The organism is Flavobacterium kochi (genome assembly GCF_048286715.1).
Lineage (GTDB): Bacteria > Bacteroidota > Bacteroidia > Flavobacteriales > Flavobacteriaceae > Flavobacterium.
Genome location: NZ_JBLVPW010000004.1, coordinates 68,065 through 89,475 on the forward strand (window position 1 = coordinate 68,065; position 21,411 = coordinate 89,475).

The 21,411-nt window shown below is 39.4% G+C and carries 16 protein-coding genes; 11 read left to right on the plus strand and 5 right to left on the minus strand.

The annotated features are described in order from the left end of the window. Positions 1-3: 3 nt before the first annotated feature. Positions 4-3,288, plus strand: coding sequence for an efflux RND transporter permease subunit (locus tag ACNQGH_RS05100; RefSeq protein WP_417954907.1), 3,285 nt, complete (start codon positions 4-6; stop codon positions 3,286-3,288). Then, the gene (locus ACNQGH_RS05105; RefSeq protein ID WP_417954908.1) at positions 3,278-4,366 is read left to right on the plus strand and encodes an efflux RND transporter periplasmic adaptor subunit; all 1,089 of its coding nucleotides are present in this window, start codon (positions 3,278-3,280) and stop codon (positions 4,364-4,366) included. The genes ACNQGH_RS05100 and ACNQGH_RS05105 overlap by 11 nt, the downstream gene beginning before the upstream one ends. A gap of 160 nt (positions 4,367-4,526) precedes the next feature. On the opposite strand, the gene ACNQGH_RS05110 is transcribed toward ACNQGH_RS05105, so the two are convergent. From ACNQGH_RS05110 to ACNQGH_RS05125, 4 genes are all read right to left on the minus strand, one after another. After that, positions 4,527-5,960, minus strand: coding sequence for a TolC family protein (locus tag ACNQGH_RS05110; RefSeq protein WP_417954909.1), 1,434 nt, complete (start codon positions 5,958-5,960; stop codon positions 4,527-4,529). Continuing rightward, positions 5,953-9,120, minus strand: a complete 3,168-nt coding sequence (locus ACNQGH_RS05115; protein ID WP_417954910.1) for an efflux RND transporter permease subunit — start codon at positions 9,118-9,120, stop codon at positions 5,953-5,955. Before ACNQGH_RS05115 ends, ACNQGH_RS05110 begins: the two co-directional genes overlap by 8 nt. 24 nt (positions 9,121-9,144) lie before the next feature. Beyond that, positions 9,145-10,227: an efflux RND transporter periplasmic adaptor subunit gene (locus ACNQGH_RS05120; RefSeq protein WP_417954911.1), complete on the minus strand. Its 1,083-nt coding sequence runs from the start codon at positions 10,225-10,227 to the stop codon at positions 9,145-9,147. Between the two features lie 171 nt (positions 10,228-10,398). Next, positions 10,399-10,794 carry a hypothetical protein gene (locus ACNQGH_RS05125; protein WP_417954912.1) on the minus strand — a complete coding sequence of 132 codons (396 nt, stop codon included), beginning with the start codon at positions 10,792-10,794 and terminating at the stop codon, positions 10,399-10,401. Positions 10,795-11,042: 248 nt separating this feature from the next. Between ACNQGH_RS05125 and ACNQGH_RS05130 the strand changes: the two genes are divergently transcribed. The 9 genes from ACNQGH_RS05130 to ACNQGH_RS05170 all read left to right on the plus strand — a co-directional run bounded on the left by ACNQGH_RS05130 (position 11,043) and on the right by ACNQGH_RS05170 (position 18,613). Next, the gene (locus tag ACNQGH_RS05130; RefSeq protein WP_417954913.1) at positions 11,043-11,942 is read left to right on the plus strand and encodes a helix-turn-helix domain-containing protein; all 900 of its coding nucleotides are present in this window, start codon (positions 11,043-11,045) and stop codon (positions 11,940-11,942) included. 91 nt (positions 11,943-12,033) lie between these two features. Then, complete coding sequence (locus tag ACNQGH_RS05135; protein ID WP_417954914.1) at positions 12,034-13,017, plus strand: aldo/keto reductase; 984 nt, start codon at positions 12,034-12,036, stop codon at positions 13,015-13,017. 52 nt (positions 13,018-13,069) lie between these two features. Next, entirely contained in the window at positions 13,070-13,450 is a 381-nt protein-coding gene (locus tag ACNQGH_RS05140) for a nuclear transport factor 2 family protein (protein WP_417954915.1), read from the plus strand. A 16-nt stretch (positions 13,451-13,466) separates the two neighbouring features. Beyond that, on the plus strand, positions 13,467-14,447 hold the full coding sequence (locus tag ACNQGH_RS05145; RefSeq protein WP_417954916.1) for an aldo/keto reductase: 981 nt from the start codon (positions 13,467-13,469) through the stop codon (positions 14,445-14,447). Positions 14,448-14,476: 29 nt separating this feature from the next. Then, a complete protein-coding gene (locus ACNQGH_RS05150) occupies positions 14,477-15,067 on the plus strand; it encodes a TMEM175 family protein (protein ID WP_417954917.1) in 591 nt (196 codons plus the stop codon). A gap of 15 nt (positions 15,068-15,082) precedes the next feature. Next, positions 15,083-15,661 (plus strand): NAD(P)H-binding protein, encoded by a 579-nt coding sequence (locus ACNQGH_RS05155; protein ID WP_417954918.1) that lies wholly within the window; start codon positions 15,083-15,085, stop codon positions 15,659-15,661. 87 nt (positions 15,662-15,748) lie between these two features. After that, positions 15,749-16,648, plus strand: coding sequence for a helix-turn-helix domain-containing protein (locus tag ACNQGH_RS05160; RefSeq protein ID WP_417954919.1), 900 nt, complete (start codon positions 15,749-15,751; stop codon positions 16,646-16,648). Positions 16,649-17,036: 388 nt separating this feature from the next. Further along, the gene (locus ACNQGH_RS05165; protein WP_417954920.1) at positions 17,037-18,092 is read left to right on the plus strand and encodes an NAD(P)-dependent alcohol dehydrogenase; all 1,056 of its coding nucleotides are present in this window, start codon (positions 17,037-17,039) and stop codon (positions 18,090-18,092) included. 110 nt (positions 18,093-18,202) lie between these two features. Then, complete coding sequence (locus ACNQGH_RS05170; protein WP_417954921.1) at positions 18,203-18,613, plus strand: (R)-mandelonitrile lyase; 411 nt, start codon at positions 18,203-18,205, stop codon at positions 18,611-18,613. A gap of 199 nt (positions 18,614-18,812) precedes the next feature. Here the strand turns inward: ACNQGH_RS05170 and ACNQGH_RS05175 are convergent, their stop codons facing one another. Next, the gene (locus ACNQGH_RS05175) at positions 18,813-21,236 is read right to left on the minus strand and encodes a glycoside hydrolase family 2 TIM barrel-domain containing protein (protein WP_417954922.1); all 2,424 of its coding nucleotides are present in this window, start codon (positions 21,234-21,236) and stop codon (positions 18,813-18,815) included. Positions 21,237-21,411 lie beyond the last annotated feature (175 nt).

Sequence of the window (21,411 nt, forward strand, 5' to 3'; positions counted from 1 at the left end):
CTAATGAATTTAATACGTTTTGCACTCCGCAAACCCATTTCCATACTGGTATTGGTTGCAGGTTTATTCTTCTTCGGAACAAATGCCATCAAAGACATTAAGGTAGATATTCTTCCTAAAATGAATTTGCCGGTAATTTACATTGCACATCCTTTTGGTGGCTATACTCCAGACCAGATGGAGGCCTATTTTGCCAAAAATTATGTCAATATCCTTCCTTTTGCCAATGGTGTAAAATCAGTCGAAACCAAGAATATTCAAGGTTTAATGATCATGAAATTGACCTATTATGAAAACACCAATATGGCGCAGGCAGCTGCCGAATTGAGTGCGCTGTCCAATAGAATTCAGGCGGCATTTCCTCCCGGAACACAACCGCCTTTTATCATTCGTTTCGATGCTTCATCTTTGCCAATTGGGCAATTGGTTTTAAGCAGTAAAATTAGATCCAATAATGAATTACAGGATTTGGCAAATGTATATGTACGCGCATCATTCACTTCCATTCCAGGTTTGTTGTCGCCGGCTCCTTTTGGCGGAAGTCCAAGAACGATCGAGGTCAACGTAGATCCGGATTTGTTGCGTTCACATAATATGACACCCGATCAGATTGTGGAGGCGATACGACTAAACAACCAAACCGCCCCTTCCGGAAACGTGAGAATTGGGGATAAAAACTACATTACACCTACTAATAATACCATTAAAGAAGTTGCCGATTTTGAAAAAATCCCGCTATTTAAAGGCAGTGTTCAAAACCTGACTTTAGGTGATGTAGCCACCGTAAAAGACGGTGCCGATATTACTGCAGGATACGCATTGGTCAACGGAAAACGCTCGGTTTACATTAGTATTGCAAAAGCGGGAGATGCTTCGACTTGGGATGTAGTTCAGAAATTAAAGTCCGAATTGCCAAAAATTCAAAGTACATTACCTGAAGATGTAAAATTATCGTACGAATTTGATCAATCGGTTTATGTTATTAATTCGGTTAAAAGTTTAATTACCGAAGGAATTATCGGAGCAGTGCTAACCGGATTAATGGTTTTATTATTTCTTGGCGACAAACGTGCGGCTTTAATCGTGATTTTAACGATTCCGATATCCATTATTTCTGGTGTTTTGTTTTTGAAATTATTTGGACAGACAATCAACTTAATGTCCTTGAGCGGACTGGCCTTGGCTATCGGAATTTTAGTGGATGAAAGTACCGTAACCATCGAAAACATTCACCAACATCTCGATATGGGAAAACCTAAGGCACTCGCCATTTGGGATGCCTGTAAAGAAATTGCATTGCCCAAATTGCTTATTTTACTTTGTATTTTAGCCGTTTTTGCGCCCGCTTTTACAATGGTTGGAATTCCCGGAGCTTTGTTTTTACCTTTGGCATTGGCGATTGGATTTTCAATGATCATTTCTTTTTTACTATCCCAGACCTTTGTCCCCGTTATGGCGAATTGGTTGATGAAAGAACATCCAAAAACAGAACATGCTCCGAATATCACAGACGATGAAGCCGAGTTTAATGCCTGTGGATTAACCCCTGAATCTGAAAAAGATCTTATAGGTCAGAAAAAAGTAATGATTGAAAGGGACGATTTTAATAGTGATGGAAAAATAGGCGCTTTTGAAAGATTCAGAATCCGGTTTATGAAAACCTTAGATCGTCTTTTTCCATACAAAAAAGCAACCAGTCTGGTGTATCTTATCGGCATTACACTTATAGCGCTTGTCTTCCTTACTTTTATTGGAAAAGATGTTTTTCCAAAGGTAAATTCGAGTCAGTTTCAGCTTAGAATGAGAGCTCCCACAGGAACACGTCTGGAACGCACCGAAGAAAAAGCCGTTTTAGTACTAAAAGAATTAAAGAAAATGGTAGGCAAAGAACATATCGGAATTTCATCGGTATATGTTGGACAGCACCCCTCTTTGTTCTCTATTAACCCCATATATTTATTCATGGCTGGCTCTCATGAAGCCGTTTTTCAAGTGAGTTTGAATGATTATCATGCCGATATGGATGATTTTAAAGATGATTTCAGAGCTCGAATTAAAAAGATTCTTCCTGATGTAAAAATTTCGTTTGAACCAATCGAGCTTACCGATAAAGTTTTGAGTCAGGGCTCCCCTACTCCTATTGAAGTTAGAATTGCCGGAAAAGACAAAAAAAGGAATGAGGCATATGCCAATAAAATTGTCGAAAAATTACAACATATTTCTTATTTAAGAGATGTGCAGATAGGCCAGCCCATTCATTATCCTGCGATGAATATTACTATTGACCGAACACGTGCCGCTGAACTTGGTGTCGATATGAACGATATTTCGCGCTCTTTAATAGCTTCAACTTCGTCTTCCAGATATACTGAAAAAAATACTTGGATTGATGAAAAAGCGGGATTGTCCTATAGTGTTCAGGTGCAGGTGCCTTTAAATAAAATGAAAAGCAAAACTGACATTGGTGAAATTCCGGTATTGAGAAATTCACTGCGCCCTGTTTTGAGTGATGTAGCCAAAATCACACCTGCATTTGTAAGTGGTGAAAATGATAATTTAGGGGCTATGCCCTACATTACAGTTACAGCAAACATCAGCCACACCGACTTAGGTACGGCTTCCAAAGAGGTGGCTGCAACCATACATTCGCTGGGCGAATTGCCTCGTGGCTTATTCATCGAACCCATTGGTTTGAGTAAGGTATTAAGTGAAACATTAAGCAGTTTGCAAATCGGCTTATTGGTTGCCATTTTTGTAATCTTCTTAATGTTGGCCGCTAATTTTCAGTCGTTCAAAGTTTCTTTAGTAATTTTAACAACGGTTCCAGCGGTAGTTTTAGGTGCTTTACTACTGCTTACCATTACGGGTTCTACACTAAATTTACAATCGTATATGGGAATCATCATGTCCGTTGGAGTTTCGATAGCCAATGCCGTTTTATTGGTTACCAATGCCGAACAATTACGAAAGCACAATGGCAACGCCTTAGAATCGGCACGAGAAGCTGCCGCTTTACGACTCCGACCAATTATCATGACCAGTGTGGCTATGATTGCGGGAATGCTGCCTATGGCGATTGGTCATGGCGAAGGAGGCGATCAGGTTTCTCCATTAGGAAGAGCCGTTATTGGCGGGTTATTATTTTCGACCTTTGCCGTATTATTAATTTTGCCTCTTATTTTTGCTTGGGCACAAGAAAAAACAAGTACACAATCTATTTCTTTAGATCCTGAAGACGAAGAAAGTGTACATTATATATCCTCATTAAAATCAGAAAATGAAAAGTAAAATACTACAATCGACCACGCTATTTTTGGTAGCACTATTTTTTCTAAGCAGTTGCAATTCGAATAAAAAAGAAGAAGCTGTTGCTGAAATAGAACCTAAAATCGAAACCATTCTTTTAGAAAAAGAAAAACTGAGCACTGAATTGCGTTTACCAGCCGAATTGTCTGGTTTTCAGCAAGTGGATTTGTATGCTAAAGTGAGCAGTTTTGTTAAAATTTTAAAAGTAGATATTGGATCAAAAGTAACCAAAGGACAACTTCTGATTGTTTTAGAAGCTCCTGAAATCAGTTCGCAGCTGGCCGCAGCCGAATCAAAATTAAAGTCGATGGAAGCTATTTATGCAACCAGTAAAAGTACCTACAACCGTCTGTATGAAACGAGTAAAGTGGAAGGAACAATTTCTAAAAACGATCTAGAATTGGCTAACGGAAAGAAAAATTCGGATTACGCGCAATATCAAGCAGCAATCGCAGGGCGTAAAGAAGTAGCAATTATGAGAGGTTATCTCGAAATTCGTGCTCCTTTTGATGGAATTGTAACGGCAAGAAACGTCAATTTAGGAACTTTTGTAGGCCCTTCGGGAAAAGGCTCTGACTTGCCTTTACTGACCATTCAACAACAAAATAAATTGCGTTTGGCAGTTTCTATTCCGGAACAATACACAGGTTATTTACACAAAGGTGACCAAATGAGTTTTACTGTAAAATCGCTACCCGATACCTTTAAAGCTACGATTCAGAGAATGTCTGGCGCCCTGGATTTAAAATTACGCTCCGAACGTGTTGAAATGGACGTAAACAATACAGGTGGTAATTTATTGCCTGGAATGGTAGCTGAAGTTTTATTGCCGCTCAATGCAAAAGACAGCACATTTGTGGTGCCAAAATCGGCCGTGATTAATGCCGCTGAAGGTACTTTTGTTATCAGGGTGACTGACCATAAAGCATCCAGAATTGCCATTAAAAAAGGAAGAGAAATTGATGATAAAATTGAAATTTTCGGCGATTTAAACATAAAAGACAAACTAATTAAAATTGCCAGTGAAGAAACTAAGGAAGGTGACCTCGTAAACGAATAAACATTGTTGGAGCCTCTTTTTAGAAAAATGGAGCGTATCTGTTGTAATGTCTTGGAGTAGCTAGAATTTAAACCAGATAAAAAGAGGCTGTCTTCTAAATAAAAAAAGAGACTGTCTCTTTTTTTATTTAGAAGACAGCCTCTTAGTTTGAGCTATTGTTTTATTTCCAACCTCCGCCTAAATCCTTGTATACATTGACTGCAGCATTGAGTTGTTCTTTTTTAGTTTCTATCAGTTCAAGTTTAGATTCCAGTGCGTCCCGTTGCGTCATCAACACTTCAAAATAGTCGACTCTGGCGGACTTGAATAAATCATTGGAAACATCAATTGACCGGTTCAGGGCGGCCACCTGTTGCGATTTTAGATCATAGCTTTTTTCTAAGTTATTGATCTTAGAAAGCTGATTGGAAACCTCCATATAGGCATTTAGAATGGTACGTTCATAGTTATACACGGCCTGAAGTTGGCGTGCATTGGCAGTATTATACTCCGCTTTAATTGCATTTCTGTTAATCAGTGGTGCTGCGATATCTCCAGCCAGCGAATAAAGCACCGATTCTGGCAACGTAAACAAATAAGAGGGTTTAAACGCCTGCAATCCTACCGCTGCAGAAATGTCTAATGAAGGATAAAATTCTGCTCTTGCCACTTTTACATCCAGCTTTGCAGCCGTCAGTTCCAGTTCTGCCTGTTTAATATCTGGACGATTAGCCAATAATTGCGAAGGAATTCCTGAATTGATTACCGAAGGCAACAAAGTTAAAAAGTTACTTTTATCGGTGGTTATTTCCTGTGGATAACGGCCTAACAAAAAGTTAATCCTGTTCTCTGTTTCCTTTCTCTTTTGAAGAATTTCAAACTCCATGCTTTTCGAAGTCAACACTTCAGCCTGAAATTTTTGAACGGCCAGTTCGGTTGTTCTGGCAGCTTCTTTCTGAACTTTTACAATTTCTAAAGCATTTGTTTGTAGCGCAATATTCTGTCTTACAATCTCCATCTGGCTATCCAGTGCCAACAATTCATAATACGAATCGGCAACCTCTGCTATAAGATTAGTAAGCACAAAATTCTTCCCTTCAATGGTTGATAAATACCTGCTTACTGCAGCTTTCTTGGAATTACGCAATTTTTTCCAGATATCTACTTCCCAGTTCGCATAGGCTGCCAGTCCATAATCCATCAGCGGATCCGGCATTTCCTTACCGGGAAGTATCTCCGTGGACGCATCTCCTGCGCCTTGACTGGTATACCTTCCTACTTTTTCAACCCCGGCACCTGCTTTTACGCTAACTTTTGGTAAAAGGGCACCCTTCCTGATACGGATATCATTCTTTGCGATTTCAATTTCCTGCAAAGTGATCATCAGCTCCTGGTTATTTTTTAGCGCAACGTCGATTAAATTCACCAGATTCTTATCCTTAAAGAAATTTTTCCACTGTATGGTTGACATATTGGTCGTATCGGTAGTACTGCCGAAAGATTCAGGAACAGGACTGTTTGCGCTCGACGGCACTATGGCCGGGGCCTTACAACTTACCACCGCCAAGCAAATGCTTAGCGGGATAAGGTATTGATATAGCTTGAATTTATACATTGTGATCGATTTCTTCGGTTAATGGATTTTCTTCTTCCTTTTTAACAAATTTTATTTTTTCTGAAATTCTGCCGAATATGTAGTACAGTCCTGGTATGAGCAGGATTCCAAAAATAGTTCCAAAAAGCATCCCTCCCGCGGCAGCGGTACCAATAGTCCGATTGCCTATTTTACCCGGACCAGAGGCGAATACCAGCGGGATTAACCCGGCAATAAAGGCGAAGGAAGTCATCAGGATGGGACGGAACCGCACTATCGATCCTTCGATGGCCGCTTCCAATATCGAATCTCCGGCTATGTGTCTGTGCACCGCAAACTCCACAATCAACACGGCATTTTTCCCCAGTAAGCCTATTAGCATTACCATGGCAACCTGCGCGTAAATATTATTCTCCAAACCAAACAGTTGCAACAATAGGAATGCTCCGAAAAAGCCCGCCGTAAGCGATAAAATAATTATGAAAGGCAGAATAAAACTTTCATATTGTGCAGCCAAGATCAGGTAAACAAAACCCAGACAGATTAGGAAGATATATATGGCTTCATTACCGCGGGATACCTCGTCTTTGGAAATACCCGCCCAATCAATTCCAAATCCTCTTGGTAACGTTTTTTCCGCTACCTCGTTGACCGCCTTAATAGCATCACCACTACTGTACCCTGCTGCAGCCTGACCGCTTATTTCCGATGCATTATACATATTATGTCTCGTGATCTCTGATAGTCCATACACCTTTTCCAGTTTCATAAAAGCGGAGAAGGGTACCATCTCATCGCGGTTATTCTTTACGTATAGTTTCAGGATATCTTCCGGCAATGCCCTGTATTCGGGAGATGCCTGCACCATTACCTTATATTGGCGGTCATATTTTATAAAGCTGATCTCATAATTACTTCCGACAAGAGTGGAAAGCGTATTGGTGGCATTTTCAATAGTCACCCCTTTTTGCTGGGCAATGTCATTATCAATTCTCAGCATATACTGTGGGAAACTGGCACTGTAAAAGGAGAATACCGAAGATAATTCCGGACGCTTATTCAGCTCCTTTACAAAATCATTATTCACGGTTTCCATTTTTTTGTAATCCCCTGATCCCGCTTTATCCAACAAACGTAGTTCGAAACCACCGGCAGCTCCATAGCCAGGCACCGCTGGCGGTTGGAAGAATTCAATGGTGGCTCCCGTAATGTCTTTGGATTTCTTCTCCAGTTCATCAATCACTTCCTGGGTAGAATGCTTGCGATCATCCCAACTTTTCAGGTTGATCAGACAGGTTCCTGAATTAGAACCGGTTCCTTCGGTAAGAATCTCATAACCGGCAAGGGAAGAAACAGATTGTACATCCGGTATGCCTTCGGCAATTTTTTGCAGCTTTTCGGATATTTGATTGGTTCTTTCCAATGTTGAACCCGGAGGCGTCTGAATTACGGCATAAAACATTCCCTGATCCTCATTAGGGATAAAGCCCGATTGAAGATTGTTGTTCAGGAACCATGTGCCGATACTGAAAGCAATCAGCATTGCGAAAGTAATCATCCTTCTGTTCACAATCGCACTCAATATCTTTCTATAGAAAGAGGAAAGGTCATTGAACCTTTTATTAAAACCGTCTATAAATTTATTAATTACCGTTTGCTTTCTCGGTTTTCCATGCGTGTTCTTCAATAACATAGCACAAAGTGCCGGTGTAAGGGTCAATGCAATCAATCCTGAGAGAATAATGGCCGTGGCCATAGTAATCGAAAACTGTCTGTAGAATATTCCAACTGGTCCTGACATAAAGGCAACCGGAATAAACACAGCAGCCATAACAAACGTGATGGCAATAATAGCTCCGCCCACCTCATGTATCGCTTCTCTTGTCGCTTTCCTTGGTGAAAGATGTTTGGTTTCCATCTTCGCATGGACCGCTTCAATAACCACAATGGCATCATCCACCACTATACCGATTGCCAACACTAATGCAAACAAGGTGATAAGATTAATCGTTATGCCAAAATATTGCATAAATATAAAAGTCCCGATAAGGGATATCGGTACTGTAATGAGGGGAATCAAAGTAGAGCGCCAGTCGCCAAGGAAGAGAAATACCACCAGGGCCACCAAAATAAAGGCTTCCACCAAGGTGTGAATTACTTTTTCAATAGAGGCATCCAGGAATTTAGAAACATCATAGCTGATCTCATAATCCATTCCCTTAGGAAATGAACTGGACTTAATCTCTTTCAATTTTGATTTTAAATCTTTAATTACCTGATTGGCATTACTTCCGTAGGACTGTTTCAGTACAATTGCCGCCGAAGGCTTGCCGTTTAGATTGGAATAGATATCGTACATCGAATTTCCGAACTCTACATTCGCCACATCTTTCAAACGAAGTATCTCGCCGTTAGCGTTGGATTTTAAAATAATATTTCCGTATTGCTCCTTAGTGGTGAACCTTCCGGGATACTTCAGGATATATTCGAATGCTTGGGATCGTTTACCCGAACTTTCACCGGTTTTACCTGGTGAGGCTTCCAAACTTTGAGCACTCAATGCTTCCATCACCTCATCGGCAGATATCTTATAGGCCAGCATACGATCTGGTTTCAGCCAGATTCGCATGGCGTATTCTCGATTACCCAAAATATCTGCATCCCCAACACCGTCAACTCTTCGCAATTCTGATAATATGTTAATATCCGCAAAATTGTAAAGGAATTTTTGATCGGCATGAGGGTCTTTACTATACAGATTGACATACATCAGCATGTTGGATTCTTCACGGGTAATCTTAACTCCCTCGCGTACCACTAATGGTGGCAGTTTATTCACCACCGAAGCAACCCGATTCTGAACATTCAACGACGCCTGATTAGGATCCGTTCCCAATTTAAAGACCACCTGTATACTGGCTTCTCCATCGTTACCCGCATCTGAGGCCATGTACTTCATTCCCGGAACACCATTAAGGGCTCTTTCTAGTGGAATGACTACCGATTTAATCATCAATTCGTTGTTTGCTCCTGGATATTCAGCAGTAATATTCACCTTTGGTGGCGATATGGATGGAAATTGTGTAATCGGCAACTGAATAAGGGCCAGAGCTCCCATGAATACAATAATGAGCGATATTACTATCGACAGTACCGGCCTTTGTATAAATTTATTAAACATTGATTTATGATTTAAGGATTACGGCTATTCCGCTTTTAATTTTAGATGGGCAAGAACTTCTTCTGGTTGCTGATAGTCATACTTGATCTTATCATCATCTTTAACTTTCTGAACCCCTTCGAGCAATATCTTATCCGTTACAGCAAGGCCACTTTTTACCACATATAAGTCAGGCATTTCACCGGTAATGGTAATTTCCCTTGACTTAACCACATTGTTTTTATCGACAACAAAAACATACATCTTGTCCTGAATTTCGTAAGTGGTCTTCTGAGGAATGATTAAGGCATTTTTAACTGGTACCCCCATAAGCACCTTGCCCGTTTCACCATTCTTTAAAAGCTTGTCAGGATTCGGGAATTTCGCTCTGAATGCAATATTACCAGTCTCATTATTGAATTCGCTTTCAATAACTTCGACATTACCTTTATATTTCAAAGGTTCGTTGTTTGCCAAAAGCAAGCTTACTTTGCGGTCCCCGCGGCCTTTTATATTAGTTTGATATTCAAGATATTCCGGTTCTGACACATTAAAGTAAGCGAAAACCTGGCTATTATCCGAAAGGCTGGTCAGCAATTCGCCTTCCTCAATAAGACTTCCTAATTTCAATGGGATACGGTCTATTGTTCCGTCGAAAGGCGCTCTGATCACCGTAAATGACAAATGAAGTTTCGCTAACGAGACTTCAGCTTTTGCCTGCTCCAGCTTAGCCTCTGCCATAGCCTGCTCACTTTTTGAAACCACGTTTTTACTGGTAAGAATTTTGGCATTCTGCAGTTCTATTGCTGCAGCTTTGGCTTCGGCCTGCGCTTTCAGCAATTCTGCCTCATACATTTTTGGCATAATTCTGAACAACACCTGACCCGCCTTTACAAATTGGCCCTCATCAACATAAATGTTTTGCAGGTAACCTTTTTCCTGTGCGCGAATCTCGATGTTCCGGACAGAACGGATTTGCGAAACATATTCCTTGGTAAACGAAGTATCAATACTTACAGCATTGGTAACGGTAAACTTACCGGCTTCTTCTTTTTCTTCTTTTTTAGTTGTACAGCTAATTAGGCACAACAGGGCAATCAAGCCTGTGAAAAGGGCATTTTTCTTCATGGTAATAAATGAAATTGGAGCGATTTAACGCAGTGAATTCGAAAATTTCTTTGGATGGAAAAAGGCATTAGTTGTCAGGGCGGGACCTAAACAGTCATGCAAAAGGGAATAAGGTTACAATACATCCAGACAGATATGCATAAACATACCTTTGGTAACCGATGCATTATATCAAATCCTTAAAACTCTGTTTGTGATATAAATCGGAGATGAATTGCCGCAAAAGGGCGTAAAGATTTTAAAATGCTTGCAGTAATAATTTGAAATATACCATTGAGAAGCTGGCAAGTACCAGTTATCAATCAAACTGTATTTTCCAGCATGAAATTTATTCGAAACCCCTACTTTAATTTCATGACCACTGAGATATTCCTCATCTAAATCTAAGTCAGCATACTCAATTGCAATGGTATGATGATCTGCAATTGTAAGGTTTGCTCGCTGGTTTTCCTCAAGATTCGAAGTTAAAGAGTAGCCAAGATGGTTGTGATGTGTATCTGCATGAAGATAACTCCCGCCGCCTAGCAGATGGAAACACAGATATACGAAAAATACAACTACTCTCATTTGGGAGCCAAAAGTAATGAAAGTATTTGAAAAAAAAAATAGATGAGATCCAACAAATAAAAACAAACGTAAAAGTGTCCGGCAATTTACTTAGTCCTTAATTCTAGATTATTTGCCATATAACAAAGAATTTAAATCGTAACTACTTAAACTACAGTATTTAACAATTAAAAGTAATTGTAATCGTTAAAAACTTCTTATTTTAATTTAACTTTACTTTTTAGTTTGAATTTTGTAAATTTGTTTTTATGAGTAAAGGGGAATCTATAGAAGAATTTTGCGAGAATAAATACGATTTCATGCCCGATAATCTTCGTAAGGAAATTGGTCATTTCAATGTATTTAAATTAGATCCTTATGTAGGAAAGGGAGCTAAACCCACCCCTTACAGACGAAGGGATTATTTTAAAATAACACTTGTTAAAGGAAATGGGAAATTTCACTATGCCGATAAAGTTGTTGAAGTACAAAAGTGCGCAATCGTATTTTCTAATCCCCAAATACCATATAGTTGGGAACAAAGAGATCGAATAATTGGCGGATACTTTTGCATTTTTGATCAGGCCTTTTTCCATCACTATGGAAACCTCAATCAGTATTCCGTTTTTCAGCCGGATGGAAGCCACGTTTTTGAACTAACTGATGAGCAATCAAAACTTTTAAGCGCCACCTATGAGCGTATGTTTGAGGAAATTAATTCCGATTACATACACAAATACGATGTCATCAGAACCATCGTTTTTGAAATAATTCATTTTGCTTTGAAAATGGCTCCTTCTGGTAATTTAACGAAGCATCCGCTCAATGCTGCCCAGCGCATTTCTACATTATTTTTAGAATTGTTGGAACGTCAATTCCCTATTGATGATCCGCACCAAATAGTAAGCCTTCGCTCTGCTTCAGATTATGCCGAAAAGTTGAATGTACATGTTAACCATCTCAATAGAGCCATAAAAGAAACTACCGATAAAACCACTTCACAGATTATTGCGGAACGTGTAGCGCAGGAGGCAAAAATCCTGTTGAGAGAAACTGCGTGGTCAGTATCCGAAATCGCTTATACCTTAGGTTTTACCGAAGTAACCCACTTTAATAATTTTTTTAAAAAACATGTTCAGCTAAGTCCAATGAAGTTTAGAAATGTTTGATTTTCGTAATTTATCGTTTCTTTTTCGTTATTCTATGCTGTAGTCCCATACTACCTTTGTATTCTAATTTATTTAATAAATTATTAAGAATATGGAAATGCAAAAAAGAAAACTTGGAAACAGTGGATTGGAAGTATCCGCTTTAGGAATGGGTTGTATGAATCTGAGTTTCGGTACAGGCAAGGCTGTTGCTGTCAATGATGGCATTCACGTCATTCGCACAGCGTTTGAAAAAGGCATCACCTTTTTTGATACAGCCGAAGCCTACGGACCATTTACCAATGAACTATTGGTAGGCGCAGCTTTGGAACCAATTCGCAAACAAGTAATCATCGCTACCAAATTTGGGATGATTTCAGATACCGGAATCAATAGCCGCCGTGAAAATATCAGGAAAGTAGCCGAAGCATCATTGAAACGTCTCAGGACAGACTACATCGACTTATTTTACCAACACCGCGTTGATCCTAACGTGCCGATTGAAGACGTGGCAGGCACATTGAAAGAGCTGATACAGGAAGGCAAAATCAGGCATTATGGTCTTTCGGAAGTGGGTGCTGCGACCATTCGTCGTGCACACGTCGTACACCCGGTAGCAGCTGTTCAAAACCAGTATTCTATCTGGACAAGAGAACCGGAAGAATTAGTATTGCCAGTATGTGAAGCACTTGGAATTGGCTTTGTGCCTTGGGGACCTTTGGGAACAGGATTCCTTGCAGGCAACATAACCACCGACACAACGTTTGACAGTGCCACCGACTTGCGTGCCAACTTCCCGCGTTTTACACCAGAAGCAATAAAAGCCAATATGCCTGTTGTTGAAATGCTACGAAATATGGCACGTAAAAAGGATGCTACACCTGTTCAGATCGCTCTGGGATGGTTGCTGGCACAAAAGCCATGGATTGTCCCCATTCCAGGGATGGACAAAGTGGAATACATTGATGATAACTTAAAATCGATAAACGTCGAATTAACAAAAGAAGACCTTCTGGAACTGGATCGTGAAATGGCAAAAATCAATGTGCAGGGAGCCAGGCTTAATGAAGGTCTGCTTTCTATGTCAGAAGTTTAAGCGGTACATGCCTCTTTATTAAATTAGGTATTCCAATCTCAATATTTTTACAATGAATGTATTTTCACCATCAATAGTTGCAACTGAAATCCTCAATTTATCCCGCGACAAGTTCCGTTGGAAAACGCAGGGAAAAATAGACTTAATCGAAGATTTGTTTGATGATGAATTAGTTTTCATCCACCTAACAGGACAGATGACGACCAAAGCCGAATGGATCAAACAATTGAAATCTGGAAGTTTTGTTTACAACAAAATTGAACAAAAAGAAGCCTCGGCTAAAGTGTATGGAAATACCGCCATTTTGGTGGGAAAAGCCCATTTTACAGTAAATGGCGGCAGCATATACAAACTGGTTTATATAGAAGTGTATACAAAGAAAAATGAAAAGTGGAAATTGGTTAATCTCCATACCACATCGGGAAATTTTTAATTAAAAAAAAGAAATCATGGAAAAAAGAAAATTAGGAAATGGCGGATTGGAAGTTTCCGCACTTGGATTAGGCTGTATGGGACTCAGTTTTGGATACGGCCCGGCAACAGATAAAGAAGACGCAATCAAGCTAATTAGAGCAGCGTATGAGCAAGGGATAACTTTTTTCGATACCGCAGAAGCCTATGGTTCAGATAACGAAAAATTGCTTGGGGAAGCCCTGGCACCCTTTCGTAAAGAGGTAGTTATAGCGACTAAATTCGGATTTAAAGAAGGTGATTCCAGTAAAGGTCAGGACAGCCGACCAGAACGGATTAGAGCCGTAGCCGAAAAATCTTTAAAATACTTAAAAACAGATGTAATTGATTTATTTTACCAACACCGTGTAGATACCACTGTGCCTATCGAAGAGGTTGCAGGTACGATACAGGATTTAATCAAAGAAGGTAAAATTAAGCACTGGGGACTTTCTGAAGCGGGTGTAGAGACTATCCATAAAGCGCACGCTGTTCAGCCCGTTACAGCGCTTCAAAGCGAATACTCTTTATGGTGGCGAGAACCTGAAAAAGAAATCATTCCCACTTTAGAAGAATTAGGTATTGGTTTCGTTCCGTTCAGTCCGCTGGGAAAAGGTTTCCTTACCGGAAAGATTGACGAAAGCACCACTTTTGACAGCACTGATTTTAGAAATATAGTGCCTCGTTTTTCTCAAGAGGCCCGCAAAGCCAATCAGATAATGGTTGACCTACTGAACCGTATAGCAACGCAAAAAAATGCAACTCCTGCACAAATAGCGCTTGCTTGGCTCTTGTCCCAAAAACCATGGATTACACCCATTCCCGGCACTACGAAACTAAACCGATTGACAGAAAACATTGGAGCAGTTAATGTAGTGCTCACCACTTCCGATTTGCAAAAAATAGAAGCAGCAGCCACCCAAATACAAATACAGGGAGCGCGCTATCCGGAACACCTGCAAAAAAGAGTGGGTAAATAATTACTTCAGTTCAAAGAGACAAAACAATCATGGATAAGAATCGTTTAGAAGCATTTTCGGATGGCGTTATGGCTATAATTATTACCATAATGATATTGGAACTAAAGCAGCCTGCTGAAACAAAATGGGAATCGCTATGGCAAAATTGGCCTGTTTTTATAAGCTATGCATTAAGTTTTGTCTTTGTCGGACTTTACTGGAGCAGTCATCATCATTTATTTTATAAGGCGCACAAAATTAACAATAGAATTCTTTGGACTAATCTGTTCGGGCTGTTTTGGCTGTCATTCATCCCCTATTCTACCTCATGGATGGGAGAAAATGCATTTAAAAGCACCACCGTTACGCTTTATGCAATTATCCTGACGCTGTGTGTTATTTCCTATATGATTTTGGTGTATCAACTTCGTTATTTACATGGTTTTGATTCGGCTTTTTCAAAGGCATTTAAAGGAAATTACAAAAGTTATCTAACCATTACTTTGAATTTAACTGCTGTAGCAATTTCCACACTGGGTATGCCAAAAATTGCGTTTATCGTTTTGGTGATGACTTCGTTATTATGGTTTATTCCCAACCATAGATTTGGCAATAAGAATGATAAAACTGTAAATGATTAATTATCTATTATAAAAATGAAAAACGTATTAATAATTGGTGCAAATGGAGGCATTGCACAAATAGTTACCGATCTATTATTAAATGACAAAACAGTAAACCTGACATTATTTGCACGAAAAGCCAGCAGATTGGGAAGTCGTATTTCCAAGTGCAAGGTTATCGAAGGCGATGCATTTGATAAAGAAGTACTCAAAACTGCCCTGAAAGGACAGGATCTGGTATATGTAAACCTTGCGGGAGATTTGGAACGAATGGCAAAAAACATTGTAACGGCCATGCAAGAAACCGGAGTTCCTAAAATTATAGCGATCAGTTCCATTGGCATCTATGATACTCCGTTAAAATCCGTTTTAGTTCCCTACCGAAAATTAGCCGATGTAATCGAAGCCTCAGATCTTGATTACACCATTTTAAGACCCGAATGGTTTACTAGTGCGAATGAAGTGGATTATGAAACAACACCAAAAGGCACAGCTGAAAAAGGTTCAGTCATTTCTCGAAAAAGCCTGGCCACGCTGATTACAGCAATCATCAAATCGCCGGAACAGTTCAAGAATCAAAATTTAGGAGTAAATAAACCCAATTCGCAATAATTCAAAATTCAGGTAGCACATCTTCCCTACTCGACTTGTAAAAGAATGAACAAAAACAATTTGGTTTGAAATTAGCACTAGTAAAAAATGAACAACATAGAAACCATAGCCGATTTTTATACGCGAAAATACGATTGGATGCCCGAAAACATCCGCAATGAAATGGGGCATTTCAATGTATTTAAATTAGAGAATTATATCGGTAAAGAGGCAAAGCCGGCGCCTTATAAACGCAGGGATTATTTTAAAATAACGTTGCTTGTCGGTGAAAGTAAAATTGAATATGCCGATAAGGTAATCGAACTAAAAAAACAGGCCCTTGTATTTTCTAATCCTCAAATTCCGTACCGCTGGGAACACACCGAAGGCATTCGCTGCGGTTTCTTCTGTGTGTTCAATCAGGCATTTTTTCATCAGTACGGAAAGCTCAGCCAATATTCCATTTTTCAACCCGATGGCAATCATGTTTTCGAACTAAATGACGAACAGGTTATTCTATTGAATAAAGTGTATCTGCGCATGTTTGATGAAATCGATTCCGATTACATCCATAAGTATGATGTACTTCGCACCGTTATAAGCGAAATTATTCATTTTGCAATGAAAATGCAACCTGCATTGCCACTATATAAACAGCCTCTTAATGCATCGCAAAGGATTTTGACTTTGTTTTTAGAACTTCTGGAACGACAGTTCCCTATTGACGAAACCCATCAAAGTGTAAGTCTTCGGTCAGCCTCTGATTTTGCGGAAAAACTAAACGTACATGTCAATCATTTAAACCGCGCCATAAAAGAAACGACGTACAAAACGACGTCACAGATTATTGCTGAACGTTTGTCGCAGGAAGCAAAAATTCTTTTGAAACAAACTTCCTGGACAGTAACAGAAGTCGCCTTTGCCTTAGGTTTTAATGAAGTAACCCATTTCAATAATTTTTTTAAAAAACACGTTCAGGCGAGCCCCATAAAATTTAGAAATTTTTGATTTCCGTAAGCTGTTTCATTTCTATTTCCCTAAAGAGCAGGTAAAGGTTCAAAATAATAAAAAAAACGGTTGTGATTGATGTTAATAAAACTAAATCATGTCATTGGTTTTAATCTGTATCTTTACGTGGCGAAGCCTTAAAGGCTAAAATCACAGAATGTATGGAACGCTGGAAAACTGCCGGCCTGAGCTGTTGAAGGTATCTTTGTTATAACAATAGTTAACAAAAAAACGCAACATATAAATATAAGCCTTGGACTTGAGGCTGAAGACAAAAAGATAACATATTTAGTACGGCAAACGAGGAAATTAAAGAGCACCCTCTATAAGTTAACCCTTTGCCTTTCAAAAAAACAATAATTAAATAACAATTCTAAATTTTAATCGAATGGAAACAAATGTAAAAGCATACGGTACAGCAGCAGCTGATGCTCCTTTAAAACAAATGGATATCAAACGTAGAAACATTACGGAAACAGATATTGAAATCGAAATTTTGTATTGCGGTGTTTGTCACTCCGATTTACACACCGCTAGAAATGATTGGGGATTTACAACTTATCCGGCCGTTCCCGGTCACGAAATTGTTGGAAAAGTTACCAAAGCAGGAAGTGATGTCACTAAACTAAAAGTTGGTGATTTTGCTGCCGTAGGCTGTTTGGTAGATTCTTGCCGCAGCTGCGATAACTGTAAAGATGACCTGGAACAATATTGTACAAACGGATTTACAGGAACCTACAATGGTGCTGACAAGCATTTGGGCGGTATGACTCTTGGAGGCTATTCTGAAAAAATTGTGGTAGACGAAGACTTCGTTCTAAAAGTGCCTTCAAATCTTGATTTGGCAGCTACAGCACCTTTATTATGCGCCGGAATAACAACCTGGTCACCACTTCGCCACTGGAAAGTTGGAAAAGGGAGCAAAGTAGCCGTTGTAGGTTTGGGCGGATTGGGACATATGGCGATAAAACTGGCAAAAGGTTTAGGTGCGGAAGTTACCCTTTTTTCAAGAACACCTGATAAAGAAAAAGATGCTTTGGAATTGGGTGCTGACGCCGTAATCATCTCAACAGACGATAGTCAAATGAATACCGTAAATGGAAAATTCGATTTAATTATTGACACTGTTCCTTATGTTCATGATATAAATCCTTATGTAGCTACTTTAAACACCAGCGGCACCTTGGTTTTAGTGGGTTATTTAGGAGGACTGGAGCCCTTTTTGAATACTGTTCCGATGATTTTAGGAAGAAAATCAGTCGCAGGTTCTTTAATTGGTGGAATTGCCGAAACCCAGGAAATGCTTAACTTTTGTGGCAAACACAACATTGTATCCGAAATTGAACTGATCAAAATGCAAGATATCAACGAAGCCTATGAAAGAATGCTCAAAAGCGATGTACGTTATCGTTTTGTAATCGACATGACATCACTTAAAAGCTAAAGCAAGTATTTTTTACAAGCGAACCAAAAATTAAAAATGTAGTACTAATGATTAAGAGTAAATGATGATAATTTGCTATCAAAATTCTCTTAGTTCTAAAACAAAAGAATTTGAAAGCAACAGATAAAAGTGAGGAAAATCCAATTTTTCCTCAAGGCGATAAAGCATCCCCTGATTATTTTAGGGGAAACGCCTGGGTTAAATTATTAGTGAATGAAAGCAATAATGTCATTGCGAACGTAACTTTTGAAGCAGGGGCCCGAAACAATTGGCATACTCATCCTGGAGGGCAAATCCTACTTGTAACGGATGGCACAGGCTACTATCAGGAAAAAGGCAGTCCCATACAATTGATTCAAAGAGGTGATGTTATCAAAATAGCACCTAATCTTAAGCATTGGCATGGTGCTTCCGCTGACAGTGAGCTAACCCATATTGCTATTACCACCAATACTCCAACAGGAGCCGTCAATTGGCTGGAGAGAGTAACAGATGAAGAATACAATAGTTATAAGCCGTAAGAACGTTTTTTAGGCATTCACAAAATAATAAAGTACTATTCCACATAAAGCAAAACCCTTGAAAACCAATAACTTTCAGGGGTTTTAATTTTGCGATAATTAAATCGTCGCTAAACATAAAAGCTGTTTCCGACAAAAGAAACAGCCTTTACGCAATCAACCAAAACAAAATTATTTATCTATTTCACTCTAAAATGGGCTACTTTACTTTGACTGTAACCTCAACTGGTTTTAACCAGTTACTTGAAAATTGCACTGTTATAGGTTCATTTCCCCCTGTGGCCTGAATATAAGCGACAAGATGGCCGTGAAATACCCTTTGAACATTATCAGTATAGTCAGTCATATCAGTATTATTTCCGGCCTCAAGGCCTAATAAAGTACCGGAACCGCTCACAGTACAGGTAACCTCGTTGTCAGAAAGCATTACAGGCAAACCTTTTTCATCGACTACCTGCACGATTATTTTCGCTACTCCTTTTTGCTTATCGACAGTACTATTTTTATCATTTACAACTAGAGCATGAGGCTGTTGCGACGATAGTATCGAATATCGGCTTACAATTTTGCCATCATTGCTGAGTCCTATTGCTTCTAACTTACCTGAGGTAAATGGCACATCCCAATAAATAACACCCTTTTTTTCATCGTATTGCTTCTCTACACCAATAACCGTCCCGTTTAATTCCAGACGGGCTTTAGCAGCGTTAGTGTAACAAACTACCCTGATCATTTGTCCTTCTTTATAATTCCATAAAGGCCAGGCGTCTTTAGAGAGTTCTGTTCCTTTGTCCCCTATATAAGTCCCGGCGTAAATCATCGGTTTATCCGACCATAGCGATTGACGGAAATATCCTCTTGGCTTTATAATACCGGCAAGATCCACTAATCCCGAATAGAATCCTCTGGAAGGCCAACTTCCCGATTCTCCCAAGTAATCGATACCTGTCCATAAAAACTGTCCAAAAATATGCTCATTGTTTTTTACTGCTAACCATGGACCCATATCATGAACATTTTCACTACCAAAAATTACCCTTTTCGGGTATTTTTTGTGATCGGACTGGTACTTGTTTTCAGTGTAATTATATCCAACGATATCAAGAGCACCTGGATATTCAGTTTCGTTTGACATTGCAACTCCTGCAAGTCCAGCTGTGGCAGGACGCGATTTGTCATATTTTTTTACCGCTGCCACAAGACGTTTGGCTATACTTCCAAGTCGCATGGCATCGGGTGCCTCTTTTTTGTAACCTCCATAAGCTGGCTGCGAAAAACCTGTATCTTTTCCGCCATCTAGTACCGGATGAGAATACGGATCATTTGGGTAATCCACTTCATTACCTATGCTCCAGGCAAACACAGAAAGGTGATTTCTGTCACGGTGTACCATGTCTTCAAGATCTTTCTCGGCCCAATCGGCAAAAATATCATACGTACCTTCAAACCCGGGAACTCCTTGGTTCCATCCCTGTAGCCACTTCCGTTTTGGAAATTCCCATTCATCATACGCTTCATTAAGTACCAATAAGCCTATTTCATCACAAAGTTCATAAAAATCTGGTGCTTGCGGATTATGACTGGTACGGATCGCATTTACCCCAATTTCTTTAAGCGTTTTTAATCTCGTTTTCAAAACGTCTCGAGGTACAGCAGATCCTAAAACCCCTGCATCATGATGCAGACAAACCCCTTTCATCTTCATCCATGTACCATTCAGTGCAAAACCTTTGTTAGAATCGAAAGTAAAATTGCGAAAACCAGTTTGTGTAACAGCACTGTCAATCGATTTTCCATCTTTGAAAACGGTTGTTTTTAAATGATACAGGTACGGATTCTCTAAGTCCCATAACCTCGCATTTTTTACGTTTATTTTTGTTGCAATTTTATTTCCTTGATTTGCTGCTATAAAAACTTTTTGGGAACTTTTAGCAACTATTTTTCCGTCACTGCCTAATAGTTCATTTACGATGGTAAGCGTTGCTTTTGAAGAAGAACCATTTTCTAAGGCTACTTCTATATTTAGAATTCCCGTATTTTTATCAACTTCAGGATAGGCATATACACCCCACTGTGCAATATGCACAGGATTTGCATAAACCAACCATACGTTACGATAAATACCCGAACCGGTATACCAACGTGAGTCAGCACTGAGGCTATGGTCTACACGTACAGCAATTGTATTATCCGCTCCATATTTTATATAAGGAGTCGCATCGTATGCAAAAGAAATGTAACCGTTAGGACGTTTTCCTAAAGAATGCCCGTTAATAAAAACCTCACTTCGGTTGTAAACGCCTTCAAAATAAAAATAAACTTTTTCCCCGCTCTTACTTTTGGGAATATTTATGTTTTTTCGGTACCAGCCAATTCCTCCCGGAAGATAACCGGTACAACTTGCCAAAGTGGGGCTCAACTGCCCTTTTACACTCCAATCGTGGGGCAAACCAACAGCTTGCCACTTACTATCATCATAAGATGTATTTTTAGCTTCTGGAGCATCTTGAAGAATAAACGTCCAGTTGTCATTAATTTTTTGAGCATCTCCAAATGATATCTGACTAAAAGCAGACAGGCAGGATAAAATAAAAATTGGTAATAAGAATCTTTTAGTAGTCACTATATATATTTTTTGTTATTCATAAATCACCTCATGATGCCTGCCAACCATTGGTTTTCCGCAGTAAGAGGTATTGTAGCGCAAACAGCTAAGCTGAAGTTTTTTCGTTGCCATTTATTTTTTTGATTTTTGCGCCTGCATTGTACTGCCAAAAACGACCGAAATCAGCAGACAA

What these genes read in the sequence shown, in the direction of transcription:
- ACNQGH_RS05100 (WP_417954907.1), top strand. Translation starts at nt 4, where the DNA reads ATGAATTTAATACGTTTTGCACTCCGCAAACCCATTTCCATACTGGTA.
- ACNQGH_RS05105 (WP_417954908.1), top strand. Translation starts at nt 3,278, where the DNA reads ATGAAAAGTAAAATACTACAATCGACCACGCTATTTTTGGTAGCACTA.
- ACNQGH_RS05110 (WP_417954909.1), bottom strand. Translation starts at nt 5,960, where the DNA reads ATGTATAAATTCAAGCTATATCAATACCTTATCCCGCTAAGCATTTGC.
- ACNQGH_RS05115 (WP_417954910.1), bottom strand. Translation starts at nt 9,120, where the DNA reads ATGTTTAATAAATTTATACAAAGGCCGGTACTGTCGATAGTAATATCG.
- ACNQGH_RS05120 (WP_417954911.1), bottom strand. Translation starts at nt 10,227, where the DNA reads ATGAAGAAAAATGCCCTTTTCACAGGCTTGATTGCCCTGTTGTGCCTA.
- ACNQGH_RS05125 (WP_417954912.1), bottom strand. Translation starts at nt 10,794, where the DNA reads ATGAGAGTAGTTGTATTTTTCGTATATCTGTGTTTCCATCTGCTAGGC.
- ACNQGH_RS05130 (WP_417954913.1), top strand. Translation starts at nt 11,043, where the DNA reads ATGAGTAAAGGGGAATCTATAGAAGAATTTTGCGAGAATAAATACGAT.
- ACNQGH_RS05135 (WP_417954914.1), top strand. Translation starts at nt 12,034, where the DNA reads ATGGAAATGCAAAAAAGAAAACTTGGAAACAGTGGATTGGAAGTATCC.
- ACNQGH_RS05140 (WP_417954915.1), top strand. Translation starts at nt 13,070, where the DNA reads ATGAATGTATTTTCACCATCAATAGTTGCAACTGAAATCCTCAATTTA.
- ACNQGH_RS05145 (WP_417954916.1), top strand. Translation starts at nt 13,467, where the DNA reads ATGGAAAAAAGAAAATTAGGAAATGGCGGATTGGAAGTTTCCGCACTT.
- ACNQGH_RS05150 (WP_417954917.1), top strand. Translation starts at nt 14,477, where the DNA reads ATGGATAAGAATCGTTTAGAAGCATTTTCGGATGGCGTTATGGCTATA.
- ACNQGH_RS05155 (WP_417954918.1), top strand. Translation starts at nt 15,083, where the DNA reads ATGAAAAACGTATTAATAATTGGTGCAAATGGAGGCATTGCACAAATA.
- ACNQGH_RS05160 (WP_417954919.1), top strand. Translation starts at nt 15,749, where the DNA reads ATGAACAACATAGAAACCATAGCCGATTTTTATACGCGAAAATACGAT.
- ACNQGH_RS05165 (WP_417954920.1), top strand. Translation starts at nt 17,037, where the DNA reads ATGGAAACAAATGTAAAAGCATACGGTACAGCAGCAGCTGATGCTCCT.